Origin of the sequence: Saccharothrix longispora (assembly GCF_030852425.1) — a bacterium.
GTDB lineage: Bacteria > Actinomycetota > Actinomycetes > Mycobacteriales > Pseudonocardiaceae > Actinosynnema > Actinosynnema longispora.
On record NZ_NSDM01000001.1, the window covers coordinates 17,029 to 32,783 of the forward strand.

At 72.0% G+C, this 15,755-nt stretch carries 20 protein-coding genes, 2 tRNA genes and 1 pseudogene; 14 read left to right on the top strand and 9 right to left on the bottom strand.

Annotation, left to right across the window (positions count from 1 at the left end; translation table 11 throughout):
• Nucleotides 1-6 precede the first annotated feature (6 nt).
• On the top strand, nt 7-813 hold the full coding sequence (locus CKY47_RS00095) for a metal-dependent hydrolase (RefSeq protein WP_306743511.1): 807 nt from the start codon (nt 7-9) through the stop codon (nt 811-813).
• A 244-nt stretch (nt 814-1,057) separates the two neighbouring features.
• Nucleotides 1,058-1,537, top strand: coding sequence for a hypothetical protein (locus tag CKY47_RS00100; RefSeq protein WP_306743512.1), 480 nt, complete (start codon nt 1,058-1,060; stop codon nt 1,535-1,537).
• Between the two features lie 24 nt (nt 1,538-1,561).
• Here CKY47_RS00100 and CKY47_RS00105 read toward each other — a convergent pair whose 3' ends face one another.
• The 3 genes from CKY47_RS00105 to CKY47_RS00115 form a co-directional block, all read right to left on the bottom strand.
• The gene (locus CKY47_RS00105; RefSeq protein ID WP_306743513.1) at nt 1,562-1,819 is read right to left on the bottom strand and encodes a metallothionein; all 258 of its coding nucleotides are present in this window, start codon (nt 1,817-1,819) and stop codon (nt 1,562-1,564) included.
• Between the two features lie 105 nt (nt 1,820-1,924).
• Nucleotides 1,925-1,998, bottom strand: a tRNA-Pro gene (locus tag CKY47_RS00110).
• Nucleotides 1,999-2,070 (bottom strand) — tRNA-Arg (locus tag CKY47_RS00115).
• 59 nt (nt 2,071-2,129) lie between these two features.
• Here CKY47_RS00115 and CKY47_RS00120 point away from each other — a divergent pair.
• The 4 genes and pseudogenes from CKY47_RS00120 to CKY47_RS00130 all read left to right on the top strand — a co-directional run bounded on the left by CKY47_RS00120 (nt 2,130) and on the right by CKY47_RS00130 (nt 4,516).
• Complete coding sequence (locus CKY47_RS00120) at nt 2,130-3,242, top strand: J domain-containing protein (protein WP_306743514.1); 1,113 nt, start codon at nt 2,130-2,132, stop codon at nt 3,240-3,242.
• A gap of 102 nt (nt 3,243-3,344) precedes the next feature.
• The gene (locus CKY47_RS00125; RefSeq protein ID WP_306743515.1) at nt 3,345-3,761 is read left to right on the top strand and encodes an LLM class flavin-dependent oxidoreductase; all 417 of its coding nucleotides are present in this window, start codon (nt 3,345-3,347) and stop codon (nt 3,759-3,761) included.
• A gap of 10 nt (nt 3,762-3,771) precedes the next feature.
• Nucleotides 3,772-3,978: pseudogene (locus CKY47_RS36805) on the top strand (hypothetical protein); the annotation flags it as partial.
• A 76-nt stretch (nt 3,979-4,054) separates the two neighbouring features.
• Entirely contained in the window at nt 4,055-4,516 is a 462-nt protein-coding gene (locus CKY47_RS00130) for a hypothetical protein (protein ID WP_306743516.1), read from the top strand.
• Nucleotides 4,517-4,601: 85 nt separating this feature from the next.
• On the opposite strand, the gene CKY47_RS00135 is transcribed toward CKY47_RS00130, so the two are convergent.
• The 4 genes from CKY47_RS00135 to CKY47_RS00150 form a co-directional block, all read right to left on the bottom strand.
• Nucleotides 4,602-5,006, bottom strand: a complete 405-nt coding sequence (locus CKY47_RS00135; protein WP_306743517.1) for a DNA sulfur modification protein DndB — start codon at nt 5,004-5,006, stop codon at nt 4,602-4,604.
• 34 nt (nt 5,007-5,040) lie between these two features.
• A complete protein-coding gene (locus CKY47_RS00140) occupies nt 5,041-5,790 on the bottom strand; it encodes a nucleotidyl transferase AbiEii/AbiGii toxin family protein (RefSeq protein ID WP_306743518.1) in 750 nt (249 codons plus the stop codon).
• A 39-nt stretch (nt 5,791-5,829) separates the two neighbouring features.
• Complete coding sequence (locus CKY47_RS00145; protein ID WP_306743519.1) at nt 5,830-6,426, bottom strand: type IV toxin-antitoxin system AbiEi family antitoxin; 597 nt, start codon at nt 6,424-6,426, stop codon at nt 5,830-5,832.
• Nucleotides 6,427-7,145: 719 nt separating this feature from the next.
• The gene (locus CKY47_RS00150; protein WP_306743520.1) at nt 7,146-7,412 is read right to left on the bottom strand and encodes a hypothetical protein; all 267 of its coding nucleotides are present in this window, start codon (nt 7,410-7,412) and stop codon (nt 7,146-7,148) included.
• A 143-nt stretch (nt 7,413-7,555) separates the two neighbouring features.
• Here CKY47_RS00150 and CKY47_RS00155 point away from each other — a divergent pair, with 143 nt between their 5' ends.
• The 8 genes from CKY47_RS00155 to CKY47_RS00190 all read left to right on the top strand — a co-directional run bounded on the left by CKY47_RS00155 (nt 7,556) and on the right by CKY47_RS00190 (nt 13,671).
• On the top strand, nt 7,556-8,131 hold the full coding sequence (locus CKY47_RS00155) for an HhH-GPD-type base excision DNA repair protein (RefSeq protein ID WP_306743521.1): 576 nt from the start codon (nt 7,556-7,558) through the stop codon (nt 8,129-8,131).
• A gap of 10 nt (nt 8,132-8,141) precedes the next feature.
• Complete coding sequence (locus CKY47_RS00160) at nt 8,142-9,728, top strand: serine/threonine-protein kinase (protein ID WP_306743522.1); 1,587 nt, start codon at nt 8,142-8,144, stop codon at nt 9,726-9,728.
• A 210-nt stretch (nt 9,729-9,938) separates the two neighbouring features.
• The gene (locus CKY47_RS00165; protein WP_306743523.1) at nt 9,939-10,376 is read left to right on the top strand and encodes a hypothetical protein; all 438 of its coding nucleotides are present in this window, start codon (nt 9,939-9,941) and stop codon (nt 10,374-10,376) included.
• 27 nt (nt 10,377-10,403) lie between these two features.
• Nucleotides 10,404-11,207 (top strand): ABC transporter permease, encoded by an 804-nt coding sequence (locus CKY47_RS00170; RefSeq protein WP_306743524.1) that lies wholly within the window; start codon nt 10,404-10,406, stop codon nt 11,205-11,207.
• On the top strand, nt 11,200-11,925 hold the full coding sequence (locus tag CKY47_RS00175) for an ABC transporter permease (protein WP_306743525.1): 726 nt from the start codon (nt 11,200-11,202) through the stop codon (nt 11,923-11,925). The genes CKY47_RS00170 and CKY47_RS00175 overlap by 8 nt, the downstream gene beginning before the upstream one ends.
• The gene (locus tag CKY47_RS00180; RefSeq protein ID WP_306743526.1) at nt 11,922-12,878 is read left to right on the top strand and encodes an ABC transporter ATP-binding protein; all 957 of its coding nucleotides are present in this window, start codon (nt 11,922-11,924) and stop codon (nt 12,876-12,878) included. The genes CKY47_RS00175 and CKY47_RS00180 overlap by 4 nt, the downstream gene beginning before the upstream one ends.
• Before the next feature lie 63 nt (nt 12,879-12,941).
• The gene (locus CKY47_RS00185) at nt 12,942-13,337 is read left to right on the top strand and encodes a bacteriophage spanin2 family protein (protein WP_306743527.1); all 396 of its coding nucleotides are present in this window, start codon (nt 12,942-12,944) and stop codon (nt 13,335-13,337) included.
• Nucleotides 13,338-13,446: 109 nt separating this feature from the next.
• Entirely contained in the window at nt 13,447-13,671 is a 225-nt protein-coding gene (locus CKY47_RS00190) for a DUF1918 domain-containing protein (protein ID WP_306743528.1), read from the top strand.
• A gap of 166 nt (nt 13,672-13,837) precedes the next feature.
• Here the strand turns inward: CKY47_RS00190 and CKY47_RS00195 are convergent, their stop codons facing one another.
• Nucleotides 13,838-14,653, bottom strand: a complete 816-nt coding sequence (locus CKY47_RS00195; protein WP_306743529.1) for an inositol monophosphatase family protein — start codon at nt 14,651-14,653, stop codon at nt 13,838-13,840.
• A 77-nt stretch (nt 14,654-14,730) separates the two neighbouring features.
• On the bottom strand, nt 14,731-15,720 hold the full coding sequence (locus tag CKY47_RS00200; protein WP_306743530.1) for a malate dehydrogenase: 990 nt from the start codon (nt 15,718-15,720) through the stop codon (nt 14,731-14,733).
• Nucleotides 15,721-15,755: the final 35 nt, after the last annotated feature.

Here is a 15,755-nt window from a genome sequence, read left to right on the forward strand (position 1 = left end):
GCAGCGTTGTCGACGGGTCCGACCCACGCCATGAGCGGTCTGCTGGCCTGGGCGGCGGTGACCGCGCTGGCCCCGGAGCACCCCATCGGCCAGCTCACGCCGCAGAGCTGGGCGGTCGGCGCGGTGCTCGCCACGGGCGCCGCCCTGCTGCCCGACCTCGACCACCCGTCGTCGACGATCTCCCGCACGTTCGGGCCGGTCAGCGCGGGCGCGTCGGCCCTGATCAACACGATCAGCTCGTTCGTCTACCGCACGACCCGCACCCGCAAGGACTCCAACCGCGACGGCGGCCACCGCGGGCTCACGCACACCCTCGTGTTCGCGCTGGTCGCCGCCATCGCCACGACGGCCGTCGTGCAGCAGTCGCAGAAGTGGGCGCTGCCCGTGCTGATGTTCGTGTTCGCGGGCCTGGCCGTGCGCGGGATCATGAACGACTGGTGCCCGCAGAAGGACGCCCTGCTCATCACGGGCGTCTCGGCGGCCATCACGGTCGCCTGCGTGGCCTGGACGGCGCAGACCCCCGCCAGCGCGGCGGCGTGCGGGGCGGCCGTGGGCATCGGCTGCGTCGCCCACTACCTCGGCGACGCGATCACCGAGCAGGGCTGCCCGATCCTGTGGCCGATCCCGCTCGCGGGCAAGACGTGGTTCCCGGTCGCCCCGCCCAAGATCATGCGGATGAAGACGGGCGGTAAGGTCGAGATGGCGATCGTCGGCCCGATCGTGACGGCCGCGAGCGCCTGGCTGTCCGCCGCCGCCCTCCAGCAGGCGGGCGCCCTGCCGTTCCTCGACGGCTTCGACCTCCTGCCCATCTGACCCCCGCGCGTCCGAATCCGGTCACCCCCTCGGCTCCCGCCACCTGTTCGGAGCCCGCCACCCGTTCGGCCCCGGCCGCTCCCCCCGATCGGGCCGCCCATTCGGATTTCGGATACCGACCATTCGGTGGCTACCACTTCATCACCCGATCGGACTAGTCTCCACGAATCCCCGCACCGCGCCGACCGCGCCCAGGAGGACTCGTGCCCCACCCCACGCGCGACAACGTTGTCGGAGTTGCCGGATGACGACCTGGCTCGGCCTGAACGCCGGTCACGACGACCCGGCCACCGCGGACTCCACCGCCGTCTCGCTGTACGAGACGCTGCTGTTCCACGCGCAGGTCGTCTGCGTGCACCTCGTCGAGGAGCGGCACGCCATGTCGTTCCGGTTGACCGACGAACCGTCGGAGAACACCGTGTCGACGCTGATCGAGCGCGGTTACGGCGTCGCCGTGCACAACGGCAGGCTCCAGCGCCTGGCGGGTCCGGAGGAGCTGACGCGCGGCGCGCTGCGGGCCGCCCTGGCCCACCGCGACCGGAAGGAGGGCCGGGCCCTGCGGTTCCCCGGCCAGCGCACGCTGCGCGGTCGCTACGGCGTCTCGGACATCATCGCGTTCAGCGCGATCGAGGAGGTCCTGCCGCACGGCACCAAGAGCGTCGACGCGCGCGGCGAACTCCGGCCGTCGTTCGTCAACGGCCGCCTGGTCCTGCACGCGCCCTAGCCCGGTCCGGACCCCGGTCCGGTTCTAACCGGGGTGGGCGCCCACCGCGTCCCTGATCTCGGAGCCCAGCTCGGCGGCGTTGCGCGCGCAGTGGGCGCAGCAGAAGAACCGGCCCTCGACCTCGACGCCGTGACCGAGGATGCGGGTCCCGCAGTGCTCGCAGCGCGGCGCGAGGCGCTGGGCCGCGCACTCGAAGCTGTCGAAGGTGTGCACGCCGCCGCCCACCGTGCGCACCTCGAAGGTCATCCAGTAGTCGTTGCCGCACACGTCGCAAGTCGCCATGGGCGCAGCCTGCGCCGGTCGTGACGACCCGGCAACCCGACCTTCGGGGCGGTGACCAGCACGTACACCTGTTGGTGGGACGAACCGCCACCGTCGGGGGATGAGCGGACCAGGCCGGACTCGAACCGGCGTCCTCCCTCCCAGGGGGAGGGCGCGTCAACCACTGCGCTACATGGTCCCGAGCCGGGCCGGATTCGAACCGACGTCCTCCCCCGCGCAGGGGGCGCGACAACCACTGCGCTACCAGGCTCCTGGGAACAACCCTAACCATTCCCACACCCCCGAAGACAGTGCCGCTAAGGTCTGCCGCGTGCGCGGGGTCGACTACTACGAACTCCTCGGGGTCGGTCGCGACGCGTCCGAGGCGGAGATCAAGTCCGCATACCGCTCCCTGGCGAAGGTCATGCACCCCGACGCGGGAGGGTCCTCCGGGACGTTCCGGATGCTCCAGGAGGCATATGACACGCTGCGTGATCCCGTGCGCCGGCGTGACTACGACCGGGGCTGGACGCACACCCGACCGGGCTCGCGGCCGTCCTCGCCGACCCGGCCACCGCGGTCCGCCCGCACCGGCCGGCCCCGCAACCTCGGCGACGATCCCGACTTCGTACCCCCGAAGCCCTCGGTCGACCTCGGCGGCGTCCCGTGGTGGCACCTGGTCGACGTCGGCCAGCGCGTCCGGTACGTGCCGGCCTCCGGCCCGGGCCACGCGCCGGCGCTGGCCGCCGTCTGCGGCTGGTTCTTCCTCCTGCTGCCGGTCTTCGCGGTCGACTTCCCGCCGCTGGCGCTGGGCGTGTGGCTGCTGGTCGTCGCGGCGGCAGCGGCGGCGGCGTTCCGCCTGGTGCGGCGCTACCTGCGGGCCGCGCGCGAGGACCGGGCGTTCGCCCGCGGGACGGACCGCGAGGTCGTCCACGGCACCACGGACGACCGGGTCGCCGAACACCTGACCGCCGACCTGCTCAGCCGCTACCTGACCCGCCTGCCGGGCGCGCGCGTCTTCCACGGCCTGGCCTGGCCGGGCTCGGTGTTCGCCGACGTCGACCACGCCGTGCTGTGCGGGCGGCGGCTCGTGCTGATCGAGTCGAAGTCCTGGCTGCCCGGCCACTACGAGGTCGAGGACGACGGCGTGGTGTGGCGCAACGGCCACCCGTTCCGCGGCGGGGGCACCAGGCTCCCCAGGAGCCTGGCCGTCTACCGCAAGCTCATGCCGTGGCTCGACATCAGGTGCGCCCTGGTGGTGTACCCGAGCCGCGCGGGCGCCGTGACGGCGGAGGACCCGTCGGACGCCGTCGTGCCGCCGATGACGCCCGCCCAGTTCGTCGAGCAGGTGGGCGACTGGCTGGCCGAGGACCCGGCCACCGTGGACCGGGAGGCCCTGGACCTCCTCCTGCGCCAGGTCGTGCCGGTGTCGCGCGCGCGGTGATCACCCTTCCGGCCTGACCGGTCAACCGTTCGGCGCACGCAGGCCGGGCACGCGGCGGGCTAAGTTCCCGGTGCCCACCACCGTCGCCGGGAGCGGAGCCTGATGCAGGTCGACGTCTTCAACGAGATCCAGGACCCCCGCCCCTGGCAGGAGGGCCACGAGGGCGCGCGGATCGCCGAGGCGCTGGAGCAGGCCAGGCTCGCCGACTCCCTCGGCTACGGATGCTGGTGGCAGGTCGAGCACCACGGCGCCGAGGAGTTCAGCCTGTCGTCCGCGCCGGAGCTGCTGCTGGCCGCGATCTCCCAGCAGACGTCCCGCATCCGCCTGGGGCACTCGGCCGTCCTCGCCCCGGCCAACTTCAACCACCCCATCCGGATCGCCGAGCGGGCCGCGGTGCTCGACCACCTCAGCGGCGGGCGCGTGGAACTCGGCCTCACCCGCTCCACCGGCCGGAGTGGCGGCTGTTCGGCATCGACCCGGCGGACGTGCGGCGGCAGACGCAGCAGGCGTTCGAGATGATCCCGCGGATGTGGACGTCGGAGCGCTTCTCGCACTCCAGCGAGGACTTCGAGATCCGCGACGTGCCCATCGTGCCGAAACCCCTGCAACGCCCCCACCGCCGCTGTGGCAGGCCGCCGCGAGCCCCGCGTCGTTCGAGGAGGCGGGACGCCGGGGCGTCGGCGTCCTCGGCACCACCATCTGGGAGTCCGCCGAACGCGTCCGGCGCATGATCGCCCTCTACCGCGACGCCGCCGCGGCGTGCACCGACCCGGTGGGCGCGGGTCGACGACCAGGTCGCCTTCTTCACGTTCGTGCACTGCGCCGAGACCGACGAGCAGGCGGTCCGCAACGGCGCCGTCGCCGCGGCGGCCTGGTACACGGTCAAGGCCCTCACCTTCTTCGAAGCCGGCGACGCCTTCGCCGCCACCGTCCGCCACCAGCGGGAACTGCTGGACGCCCCCGACGGCGGCGGCCTGACCGGCGACTTCCTCCGGGCGGAAGCCGCGACGACCACCGGGCCGACCACGGCCCAACAGGTCATCGCCCGGGTCCTGGAGGGCGACGACGTGCCCGACCGGGAGATCTTCGAGGCGCTCAACGAACAGGACTCGCTGATCGTCGGGAGCCCGGAGACGTGCCGCAGGAAGATGCGCACCTACGCGGACCTGGGCATCGACCGCCTGATGACCTTCCACCAGGTGGGCGGCATCGAGCACGAGGACGTGCTGACGAGCCTCCGCCTGATCGGCGACCTGATCCCGGAGTTCGCCTGACGGCGCACGTCTGTCGTCGTGGTGCCCACTGGAGCGCCACGACGACAGACTCTTCACAAACCACGTCCCGTGCGATGACCTCAGCTCAGTGAGCGCCGTCCACCAGCGGCAAAGGAGTGACGTGCTCCGGGGTCCGCAGCCCCACGACCTCCATGACCTTGGCGGCCGCCACGCGTCCTGGGGCACGGGTGGTACTGATCTTGTCGCCATTGATGACGTTGTTGCGCCAGATCTCGGCGTTGCGGTTCCAGTCGACCTTGGTCGCGAGATCGACGTACCGCGCCGCGCGCCACTGCGGTTCCGGGCTTTTCTCGATCTCGTAGGCGACATGCCCGATGATCACCAGACCGGTCGCGGTCATATCGACGTAGTGCTTGCGGAAGTCCACGACCTGATTCGCGGGACCGCCCGTCGTGGGCAGCGCTGCGATGGCGTTCCACGGCGTCGTGTGTTCGGTGAGGATGGCCATCATGGCCAGGGTGCGCTCCACGAAGGCATATCGACAATGCCCTGAGTCGGGCTGATCACGTGGACGGTGCCCGCCCAGCCTCATCGACGACATCACGAATGCCTCGGCTCATGGCCTGGAGCACCAGTGCGGCACGAGGTGACCCCATGTCCCTCGCCAACCGCCCCATCAACTCGTCGTCGTCCAGGATGCGGAGCAACTCGGCGATGCCGTCGTCATCGAGCAAAGCCGGTATGTGCGATCCCAAGAGCCATGCTCCTGCCGGTGGCGGCTCGTAGTCGAACTTCTCGAGCACGTGGAGATCCTCACCGTAGAGTCGCTCCACGTACTTCCCGGACGAGTACCACCCGATCATCGTCGCCAGGTCGAGCGCGTCGCGCGTGTCGTCGTAGTGCCGATCCACCCAGGCCAAGAGTTTCAGGAGCGCGAGCGCCGGAATCGACGGAATCCTGATGGTGACGCCGTCCGGCAGAAGCACCGTCTGCGCGGTGTGGACCGCTTCGCGGAAACCGAGGACGTTCATCGCATGGTCATCGGACCACACGATCCTCCGGCCCTCTTGTCCGATGTCGCCGTAGGGCACCACATCGACTTCGACGCCCTCGACGATGCACTTGTGCGCGCTGTTGCCGTGCCGGTCGGACTTCCGGACCAGGTTGTCGAACTCACCCCAGGAACCGACCTCGGCAGCGATGTCGACATCTCTCGTCTGACGTGCAGGGCTCCGGCCCAGCAGGTCGAACGAGACGAGCGAGCGTGCGGTGGCCCCGACGACCAGGTAATCGACCCCCGCTTCGCGAGCCACCTCATCGATCGCACCAGCACCTTGGCGGCCCGCGGGACCTCACAGTCGGTCGAGATGCGCAAGTCGATCGCCACTGAGCCTGATCCTGTCCGCGTGCTCGCGTTGGCGGGGGTCGCCGGAGGCGAGGAGATCAGCGTAGATCAGCGTGGGCGGCACGATCCAAGCCTGCCGCGCCACCGTCCAGAACCGTCGTCGCACGTGGACGTTGCCCGCTTGTTCGGCGCGCGCCAATCGGTGCTTGCCGATCAGCGATCGCGGCCGCTCGTCGGCGTAGAGGGTGAGAGTGGAGGGAATGAGGTGCGGGTCGAGGACGCTCGCAGCGGCTTCCCCTCCCACCTGGACGTCGAGCCTCGTCAACTCGTCCTCCGAATCCCGCCACCACGAGATGTCGGAGGCCTCGAAGTCGCCGAGGGAAAGCACTGGTGCGAGCCTCGTCGAATAAGCCTCCGACCATCGGTTGAGCAGTTCCCCCGCCCTGCCCAGCCTGCGTTCGCCCGCCACCTCGTACAGGTACCCGGCCCTGGTGAGGTCGTCGACCACCGCCTGAGCCGTGCCGAGCGAGACCCCGCCGGCGCTTGCGAGTTCACGCAGCGGCTTGTGTGCCATCGACGGCCAGCTGAGCAGGACGAACCCCACCTGCAGGCCTGCACGGCCGAACGCCTTGCCCCTACGCGATGAGGACCGCTGCTGTGCCCCGCCACCCTGGGGCGTCCCCGGACGTCGATCAGCACGTCACCCCGGGCGATGTGCGCATTGCCCGCCTCGTCGACGTAATCGATGCCGCGCTTCCGTAGCAGGCCCGCTGCCCGCTCCGTGATCGAGCGCGCGACGACCAGCGTGGGCGGCGAAGCGTGCGGGTGGAGAGCGGTCGCGAGTTCGGGCGGCACGGCCCGCTTGATCAGGACGGCGTAGCTCCGGGCCGCACCTGACCCCCGGCTGAGGCGGGCCACCGCATCGACCCCTTCGTCGGGGGCGTGCTTGACCGGCCTCATGTCCACCTCGAGACCAAGCCTGCGCAGCCACCCCCGCAGCTCGCCCAACCGGGTGCGCTCGTTCAAAATCTCACTATGTTCATTTTCGCTGAACATGCGTCAATGCTGAACACAGGGCAACCGGGCGCAAGTTTGACCAGCTCAACACGCCGGCCACCATGACGGGTGAGAGATGGGTCACGTAGCCCTGTCAGGATGTTGACTACTATGCCCCCGTCCGCCTTGAGGCCACAGACCATGTGCACCCCTCCGCTGATGAGGCCAGGCTGCACCCGGCTCGGGAGCCGGACGCCGATGGGTCGCTGTCCACCAACCCGTTGGCCGGCTCTTCGGCACGCAGGACCCTCAGGGCGGGACGAACGGTCACCAGCTTTCTCGAACTCCACCCAGTTCATCGAGGCGCTCACGGGACATGCCCGTCAGGACGGCCACCTGACTGGCTTCCGTGCCGTCGATCATCTGCATCGTGCGGCGCAGGGCGGCGTTGATCTCCTCCCGACGACTACGCAGGTACTCGCGAACCGCCGCAGAGAGAAGATCCTTCTGCGACATGTGCAGCGCGGTGGAGGCATGAGCGATCAGGGCGTGCGTCTCCTGATCAACCTTGACCGGAGCGGACTGGGCGGCCATGAACCACCTCCAAGTACCCAGGGTTACTTCGGTACCAACATCCGTCAATCCGGGTGGACTCGAACGCCCGAGGGCACGCACAGTCGCTTCCGACACGACAGCATCATCCAGCGCCTCGTGACCGACGTGGCATCCTTCCGCGCATGAGCCCGAAGCTGTGCCTGACCCAGGACCCGGACGCCGACGAACTGCTGTCCACCAACCCGTCGGCCCTGCTCTTCGGCATGTTGCTGGACCAGCAGATCACCCTGGAGAAGGCGTTCCGGGGACCGAAGGACCTGGCCGACCGGATGGGTGGCCTCAGCGTGCACCGGGTCGCCGAGGCCGACCCCGACGAGTTCGCCGCCATCGTCGCCCGGAAGCCCGCCGTCCACCGGTTCCCCGGCGCCATGGCCAAGCGGCTCCAGGTGCTCGCGCAGCACCTCGTCGAGAACTACGACGGGCAGGCCGAGCTGATCTGGGCGCGTGGCGAGCCGGACGGCGCGGAGGTGTTGCACCGGCTCAAAGGGCTGCCGGGGTTCGGCGAGCAGAAGGCGAAGATCTTCCTCGCCCTGCTGGGCAAGCAGTTCGGCGTGACGCCCGAGGGGTGGCGGGAGGCTGCCGGGGCGTACGGGGAGGAAGGGTCGCGCCGCAGCGTCGCGGACGTCGTGGACTCGGCGTCGTTGCGGGAGGTCCGGGACTTCAAGAAGGCCGCGAAGGCGTCGGCGAAGAACGGTTAGAGTCGCCGGCGTGCAGCTGCCGGGACTCACCGACCTCACCCCGTTGGGCCAGGGCGGGTTCGCCACCGTGTACCGCGCCCGCCAGGTCCAGCTGAACCGCGAGGTCGCGGTGAAGATCGACAACCGGGTGCTCCAGACCGAGCGGGACCGGCGGCGGTTCCTGCGGGAGGCGCACGCGGCGGCCCGGTTGTCCGGTCACCCGCACGTGGTGGGCGTGCACGACGCGAACTTCACCCCCCAGGGCACGCCCTACCTGGTCATGGAGCTGTGCTCGGGCGGGTCGCTGGCCGACCTGATCCGCCGGGACGGGCCGTTGCCCGCCGACCGGGTGCGGCAGCTCGGGGTGCAGCTCGCGGACGCGCTGGCCGCCGCGCACGCGGAGGGCGTGCTGCACCGCGACATCAAGCCCGGCAACATCCTGCTCGACCGGTACGGCACGGCGAAGCTCGCCGACTTCGGTCTCGCGGCCCTGCTCGACGCCGAGGGCTCCAGCACGGTCACCCGGGACTCGCTGAGCCCCGGCTACGCGCCGCCCGAGGCGTTCGCGATGGCCCACCCGACGCCCGCGGCCGACGTGTACTCGCTGGCCGCGACCCTGTACGACCTGCTCGCGGGCAGGCCGCCGCGCCCCGTGCCGTGGCCCATCGAGTCGTTCGACCACCTGGGCGAGGTGCTGCGGTCACCGGTGCCGCACGTGCCGGGCGTGCCGCAGGACCTGCACGACGCGCTCGTGCGCGCCCTGGAGCACGACATCGCCTACCGGACGCCCAGCGCGGCTCAGCTGCGCCGGGAGCTGGAGGCGGGCGCCGGCGCCCCGGCGGCCTGGACGCCGCAGCAGGTCCCGGCGACGCCTCCGCCGGTGACGCCCCCACCGGGGGTGCCGCGGCAGCCGTTCCAGCAGCAGTCCGGGCCCCAGCCGGCGCACTCGGGGCCACCACACCCAGGACCGCCGCACTCCGGGCCACCGCACTCGGGGCCACCGCACTCGGGGCCACCGCACTTCCGGCCCGCCGGGCCACCGCAGCCCTACCGGCCCCCGCAGTTCCAGCCGAAGCCCACGCGCAAGCCGTGGCCGCTGGTCATCGGGGCCGCGGTGCTGGCCACGGCCGTCGCGCTCGGCACGTGGTGGTGGGCGGCACGGGAGTCGGACCGCACCTCGCCCGGCGCGAGCGGGACGGGCACCACGAACCCCTCGGAGGGCAAGCGCCTGCCCCCGCCGCAGCTGGCGGAGTGCGAGACGGGGTACTGCGTCGCCGAGCCCACCTGCTACCGCGGCATCGTGTCGATCGGCGGGCAGCCGGCGTCGGCCCGGCGGGTCGGCAACTGCTCGGAGGACCACTACTGGGAGGCGTTCGCCGGCGGCTGGCTGAACGGCCCCGTCCCGGACCTGGACTCCGACGAGCTGGCCAGGCAGCCGCAGATCGCCGAGGTCTGCACGGCCGAGGTGATGAAGGCCAACACGCGCCCCACCGTGGACACGTCCGGCTGGCAGTTCACCGCGGTCGGGTTCACGGACGGCGACGAGGCCTACTTCCACTGCCTGGCGAGCCCGGCGGAGGGCGGCGAGACGGCGACCAGCGCCTTCGGCTCCGAGTAGGACTGGGCCCGGGGCGCGAGCACCGGCAGCGCCAGGCCGACGCGGGGCGGTGCGTCGACGCGTGGCGGCCGGGTCGGCCGGCGACCGCACTACGACATCCATCGAACTCCGATCGGTATCGTGTTGTGCGCGGGCGCTGGCGGAGCACGCCGAGGGTCTGTCGTGCGAGGGTGCTCGACCTGGGCGTCACGGCGTCCCGGCGGCAGGGAGATGCCCGGCGCGGACAACACGACCGGTGTGAACGACATGGACAACGCGGACGACGTGGACGGGACGACGGTGGGCGACGCGAACGACTGGGAGTGGGTGCGCGTCACCGCGCAGGGCCGCGTGTACGACGACGGGCGGCCGAGCGCGAACCGGCTGGCCTGGGCGGCGGTCGCCCTCGCGGCCTCGCACGGCGGCGAGCGCAGCGGCGTGCGCCGGGCCCGGGCGGTGGTCGACCGGTTCGCGCTGCGCGCCCGGCTCATCCGCAGCCTGGGGCCGTGGGCCGCCGACCCGGACGCGCTGGCCGAGGAGGTCATGGCCGAGCAGGGCATCCCGGACCGGCAGCGCCGGATCGCGGCCCGTGCCCTCGAACCGGTGGTCGGCCACATCCGCGACACCGACCTGCGCGCCCGCGCCGAGGAGTGGGTGCGCGGCGCGTAACCGGTTCCGCCCGCACCGGAAAACCGGTTGCCCCCGTTCCTGGGGTCGGAAGACGTGCTCGCCTACGCGCGTCTCGCGCCGGCCGGTTTCCGCAGGTACTCCACCTATCGACAGGCGATGTCCGCCGGGCTGGCGACGAACGTCGTCTTCGGGCTGCTCAGGATGGCCGTGCTCGTCGCGGCCGTCTCGCAGGGCCCGATCGCCGGGTACGACGTCGCCGCCACCGCCACCTACGTGTGGCTCGGGCAGGGCATCATGGCCTTCGTCGTGCTCTGGGGCGACAAGGCGCTCGCCGAGCGCGTCCGCTCCGGCGACGTGGTCGTCGACCTCTACCGCCCCTGGCACCTCCAGGCGGCGCTGTTCGCCGAGGACGTCGGCCGCGCGGGGTTCGCGCTGCTCGTGCGGTTCGTCCCGCCGGTCCTGTTCGGGGCGCTCCTCTTCCCCTTCCACTGGCCGCGGCCGGCGGCGTTCCCGCTGTTCGCGGTCAGCCTGCTGCTCGCGCTCGCGGTGAGCTTCGGGATGCGCTTCCTGCTCAACACCGCCGCGTTCTGGCTGCTGGACAGCCGCGGTCTGCTCGGCCTGTACACGCTGGCCACGTGGCTGCTGTGCGGCCTCTCGGTGCCGCTGGCCTTCTTCCCCGGCTGGGCGCGGACCGCGCTGGCGTTCACGCCGTTCCCGTCGATGCTCCAGTCCCCCGTCGACGTGTTCCTCGAGCACGGCGCGGCGTGGACGACCCTCGCCCACCAGGCGGGCTGGGCCGTGCTGGTGCTCGCGGCCGGCCACCTCGCGCTGCGGCGCGCGGTGCGCAAGGTGGTGGTCCAGGGTGGCTGAACGCGTCTACCCGAAGCTCGTCGGCGCGCGGCTGCGCGGCCAGACGTCCTACCGGGCGTCGTTCGCGCTCCAGTGCGTGTCGTCCGGGCTGGGGCAGCTGGTCGAGCTGGGCGTCATCCTCATCCTGTTCGGCCGGGTCACCTCGCTCGGCGGGTTCTCCGTCACCGAGGTGGTCCTGATGTACGCGATCGCGGGCGTCGGGTTCGGCCTCGCGGACATGGTCGCGGGCCAGCTTGACGAGCTGCCCGCGCACACCCGCACCGGCACGTTCGACGTGGTGCTGATGCGACCGCTGGGCACGCTCGCCCAGGTGATGGCCTCCGACCTGCACCTGCGGAAGATCGGCCGGATCGTGGCGAGCCTCGTCGCGCTGGTCTGGGCGCTGGCCCACAACGACATCGCGTGGTCGCCCGCCACCGCCCTGCTGGTGGTCCTGGCGCCGCTGAGCGGCGCGGTGATCTTCTCCTCGATCTGGGTCGTGGCGAACGCGGTGTGCTTCTGGCTGGTCGAGGGCCAGGAGCTGGCCAACGCGGTGACGTACGGCAGCGGCTCGTTCGTCGCCTACTACCCCGGCCTGGCGCTGCTCGGCCGCCCGGACCCGCTCGGCGGGCCGGCGCTGCTCGGCTGGGTGTCACCGCTGGTAGCCGTCGCCACCGCCGCCGTCGCGGGCCTGGTGTGGCGGTTCGCCGTCCGGCACTACCGAGGGACTGGATCATGATCGAGGTTCGCGACCTGTGCCGGGACTTCACCGTCACGAGGAAGACCGGCCGGTTCCGGCGCGAGAAGCGCACGGTGCGCGCGGTCGAGGGGGTGAGCTTCGACGTGGCGCGCGGCGAGGCCGTCGGCTACGTCGGCCCGAACGGGGCGGGCAAGTCGACGACGATCAAAATGCTGACCGGCATCCTGGTGCCCACCTCCGGGCACGTGCGGGTGTCCGGCGTGGACCCGTCGCGGTCGCGGCGCGAGCTGGCCCGGCGCATCGGCGTGGTGTTCGGCCAGCGCAGCCAGCTGTGGTGGGACCTGCCGCTGGCGGACAGCTTCGACCTGCTCAGGGCCATCTACCGGGTGCCGCGCGAGGACCACGCGAAGCGGCTGCGGGAGTGCGTGGACCTGCTGGAGCTGGGCCCGTTCCTGGACACGCCGGTGCGCCAGCTGTCCCTGGGGCAGCGGATGCGCGGCGAGGTCACCGCGGCCCTGCTGCACGGCCCCGAGCTGCTGGTCCTGGACGAGCCGACGATCGGGTTGGACCTGGAGTCCAAGGAGCGGCTGCGCGAGTTCCTGGCGGAGCTGAACACCCGGCGCGGCACCACCCTGCTGCTCACCACGCACGACCTGGACGACATCGAGCGGCTGTGCCCCCGGCTGGTGGTGATCGACCGCGGCACGGTGCTCGCCGACGGGCCGCTGGAGGCGCTGCGGGCCGAGGTGGCGCCGGAACGGGTCCTCGTCGTGGACCTGGAGGAGCCCGTGGACGACCTGGCCGGCGTGCCGGGCGTCGCCTCCGCCACCGCCGAGCTGAACGGCCTGCGCCACCGGCTGGTGTTCCGCCGCGCCGACACCACGGCCGCCCGGCTCATCGCGGCGGTCGCGGCGCGGGCTGAGGTGCACGACCTGGTGGTCGAGGAGCCGGAAATCGACGATGTGGTGCGTCGCCTCTACGCGCGTCGGTAGAGTCGGACGAAACGGTCACGGCCGGTCAGCCGGTCGTTCCCCACGGCAATCAGGGAGCACTCCATGCGCGCAGGTCGTCCGGTCGCCACCATCCTGCTGGCCCTGGGGCTCGTCGGCGCCGCGACCGGCTGCGAGGCCGTGCAGGAGGCGCAGAACACCGCCAACCAGGTCGGCCAGGCCGCGGACAAGGCGCAGCTGTGCATCGACGCGCTCCGGATCGCGGGCTTCACGCCGGACGCGACCGACCCGCAGAAGGCCGTGGAGGAGACCCAGCAGAAGGCCAAGGAGCTGGAGGAGCTGGCCGCGAAGACCGGCGACACCACGCTCAAGGACGCCATCACCGGCGTCTCCACCACGATGAGCCAGGTGACGCTGGAGGACCTGAACCCGTCGGGCATCGCGGAGTGGTCGCAGCAGAAGCTGGACCAGGTGGCCGCGCTGTCGAGCGCCTGCGGCTGACACCGGCGGGTGTCCCACGTTCGGCTGAACTTGGCCGGTTGAGCGGATAAGCCACCCTGTCGGTACCTCCGGAACAGTCCTACGCTGTGACGCACCGGAGGTGTTGCAGATGCACGCGACAGTAGGCGACCGGCTGCACGTCCACAGCCGCTCCGTGGGCCTCGACGAGAACATCGGCGAGATCCTGGAGGTGCGCGGCTCGGAAGGTGCGCCCCCGTACCTGGTCCGCTTCCCCGACGGCCACGAAGGGCTGGTCTACCCCGGCCCGACGAGCCTGGTGAAACCCCGGACCCCGGAATCCCCCAGGCTCAAGGACTCGGCCCCGGCGCGGTAGCGCGGCGCCGGGTGGGGCACCGGCGGTCCGGACCCCGCCGGCGGGCGGCACGGCGGGGCACGTCGCCCTCGACGCGCCTCCCCGGGAGCACGCGCCCGGTCGGCCCGCACCGCCCCGCGCCGTCGCCGTCACGGCGGCGTGAGCAGAACGGCAACCCGGCGGGGCGTCAGCCGAGGATCGTGGCGATCAGCTCGTCGGCGAGGGCGGGCGTCGCGGCGGCGACGCCCGACCACCGGCGGGACAGGTCGGGGCCGAACGTGAGCGGCCGGCCGTGCAGGTCGAGCAGCACCCCGCCGGCGGCGGGCAGCGTGACCAGGGCGGCGATGAGGTCCATCAACCGGTGGGTGTCCGAGCCGGGGTCGGCGAACGCGTCGACCGAACCCTCCGCCACCAGCATCGTCTCCAGGCACGAGGTGCACAGGACGCGGATGCGGTCGGCCTGGTTCGCGACCCGCATCCACGCGTCCTCGGTGCCGCGCTTGGGGCGCATGAGGCAGACCGAGGCGCCCTTGAGCGCCGTGCGGCCCGTGGTCCGGAACGCCGCCGGCTCCCCCGCCCGCGCCGACCACGCGCGGCCCGTGTCGAACCAGACCGTCAACGCCTCCACCGGCTCCTCGTCGACCACCAGGGCGCCCGCGAAGCACGACAGCGGCACGCCGAGGGACGCGTTGGCCGACCCGTCGACCGGATCGACCACGAGGGTCGCGGCGGAGCCGTTGTCGAGGAACCCTGCCTCTTCGGACAGCAGGTTCACGCCCGCCGCGGCCGCCGCCTCCGCGATCGCGCCCTCCACGAGGGCGTCCACCCGCATGGTCGGCGTGCCGTCCGCGCCGTCGGCCACCTCCTCGCGCAGCTCGGCCCGGGTGAAGTCGCGGCGGGCCCGGCCGTAGGCGTCCGCGGCGGCCCGGACGGTCGCGGCGAGCACGGGGTGGACGGAGTCGGGCAGCTGGGGCACGGGCACGGGCCACGGGTTCTTCGTCACGCGTCCAGCCTCGCACAGGACGCGGAGCGCCCCCTCGCCGAACGATCCGACGAGGGGGCGCTCCGCACGCGTGGGGCTCAGATCAGGCCGAGGGCCCGCACCGCGTCGCGCTCCTCGACCAGCTCGGCCACGGAGGCGTCGATGCGGGCGCGGGAGAAGTCGTCGATCTCCAGGCCCTGCACGATCGAGTACTTCCCGTCGGCCACCGTCACCGGGAACGACGAGATCAGGCCCTCCGGCACGCCGTAGGAGCCGTCCGACGGCACGGCCATCGACACCCAGTCGCCCTCGGCGGTGCCGTTGACCCAGTCGTGCACGTGGTCGATGGCCGCGTTGGCCGCCGACGCCGCCGACGACAGGCCGCGCGCCTCGATGATCGCCGCGCCGCGCTTGGCGACGGTCGGGATGAACTCGTTCTCCAGCCACGCCTGGTCGTTCACGGCCTCGGCCGCGACCTGGCCGTTGACCTCGGCCCGGAACAGGTCGGGGTACTGGGTGGCCGAGTGGTTGCCCCAGATGGTCAGCTTCTTGATGTCGGTGACCGACACGTTCAGCTTCTTCGCCAGCTGCGCCAGCGCCCGGTTGTGGTCCAGGCGGGTCATCGCGGTGAAGCGCTCGGCCGGGACGTCCGGCGCGTGCCGCTGCGCGATCAGGGCGTTGGTGTTGGCCGGGTTGCCGACCACCAGCACGCGCACGTCGTCCGCCGCGCCCGCGTTGATCGCCTCGCCCTGCGGCTTGAAGATGCCGCCGTTGGCCTCCAGCAGGTCGCCGCGCTCCATGCCCTTCGTGCGCGGGCGGGCGCCCACCAGCAGCGCCACGTTCACGCCGTCGAAGGCGGTCTTGGCGTCGTCGGTGATGTCGATGCCGGACAGCAGCGGGAACGCGCAGTCGTCCAGCTCCATCGCGGTGCCCTCGGCGGCCTTCACGGCCTGCGGGATCTCCAGCAGGCGCAGGCGCACCGGGACGTCCGCGCCCAGCAGGTGGCCGGAGGCGATGCGGAACAGCAGTGCGTAGCCGATCTGGCCGGCCGCACCGGTGACGGTGACGTTCACTGGCGTGCGGGTCATGTGCCTTCCCGAATGTTGTGGCTCCACGTCCTCGG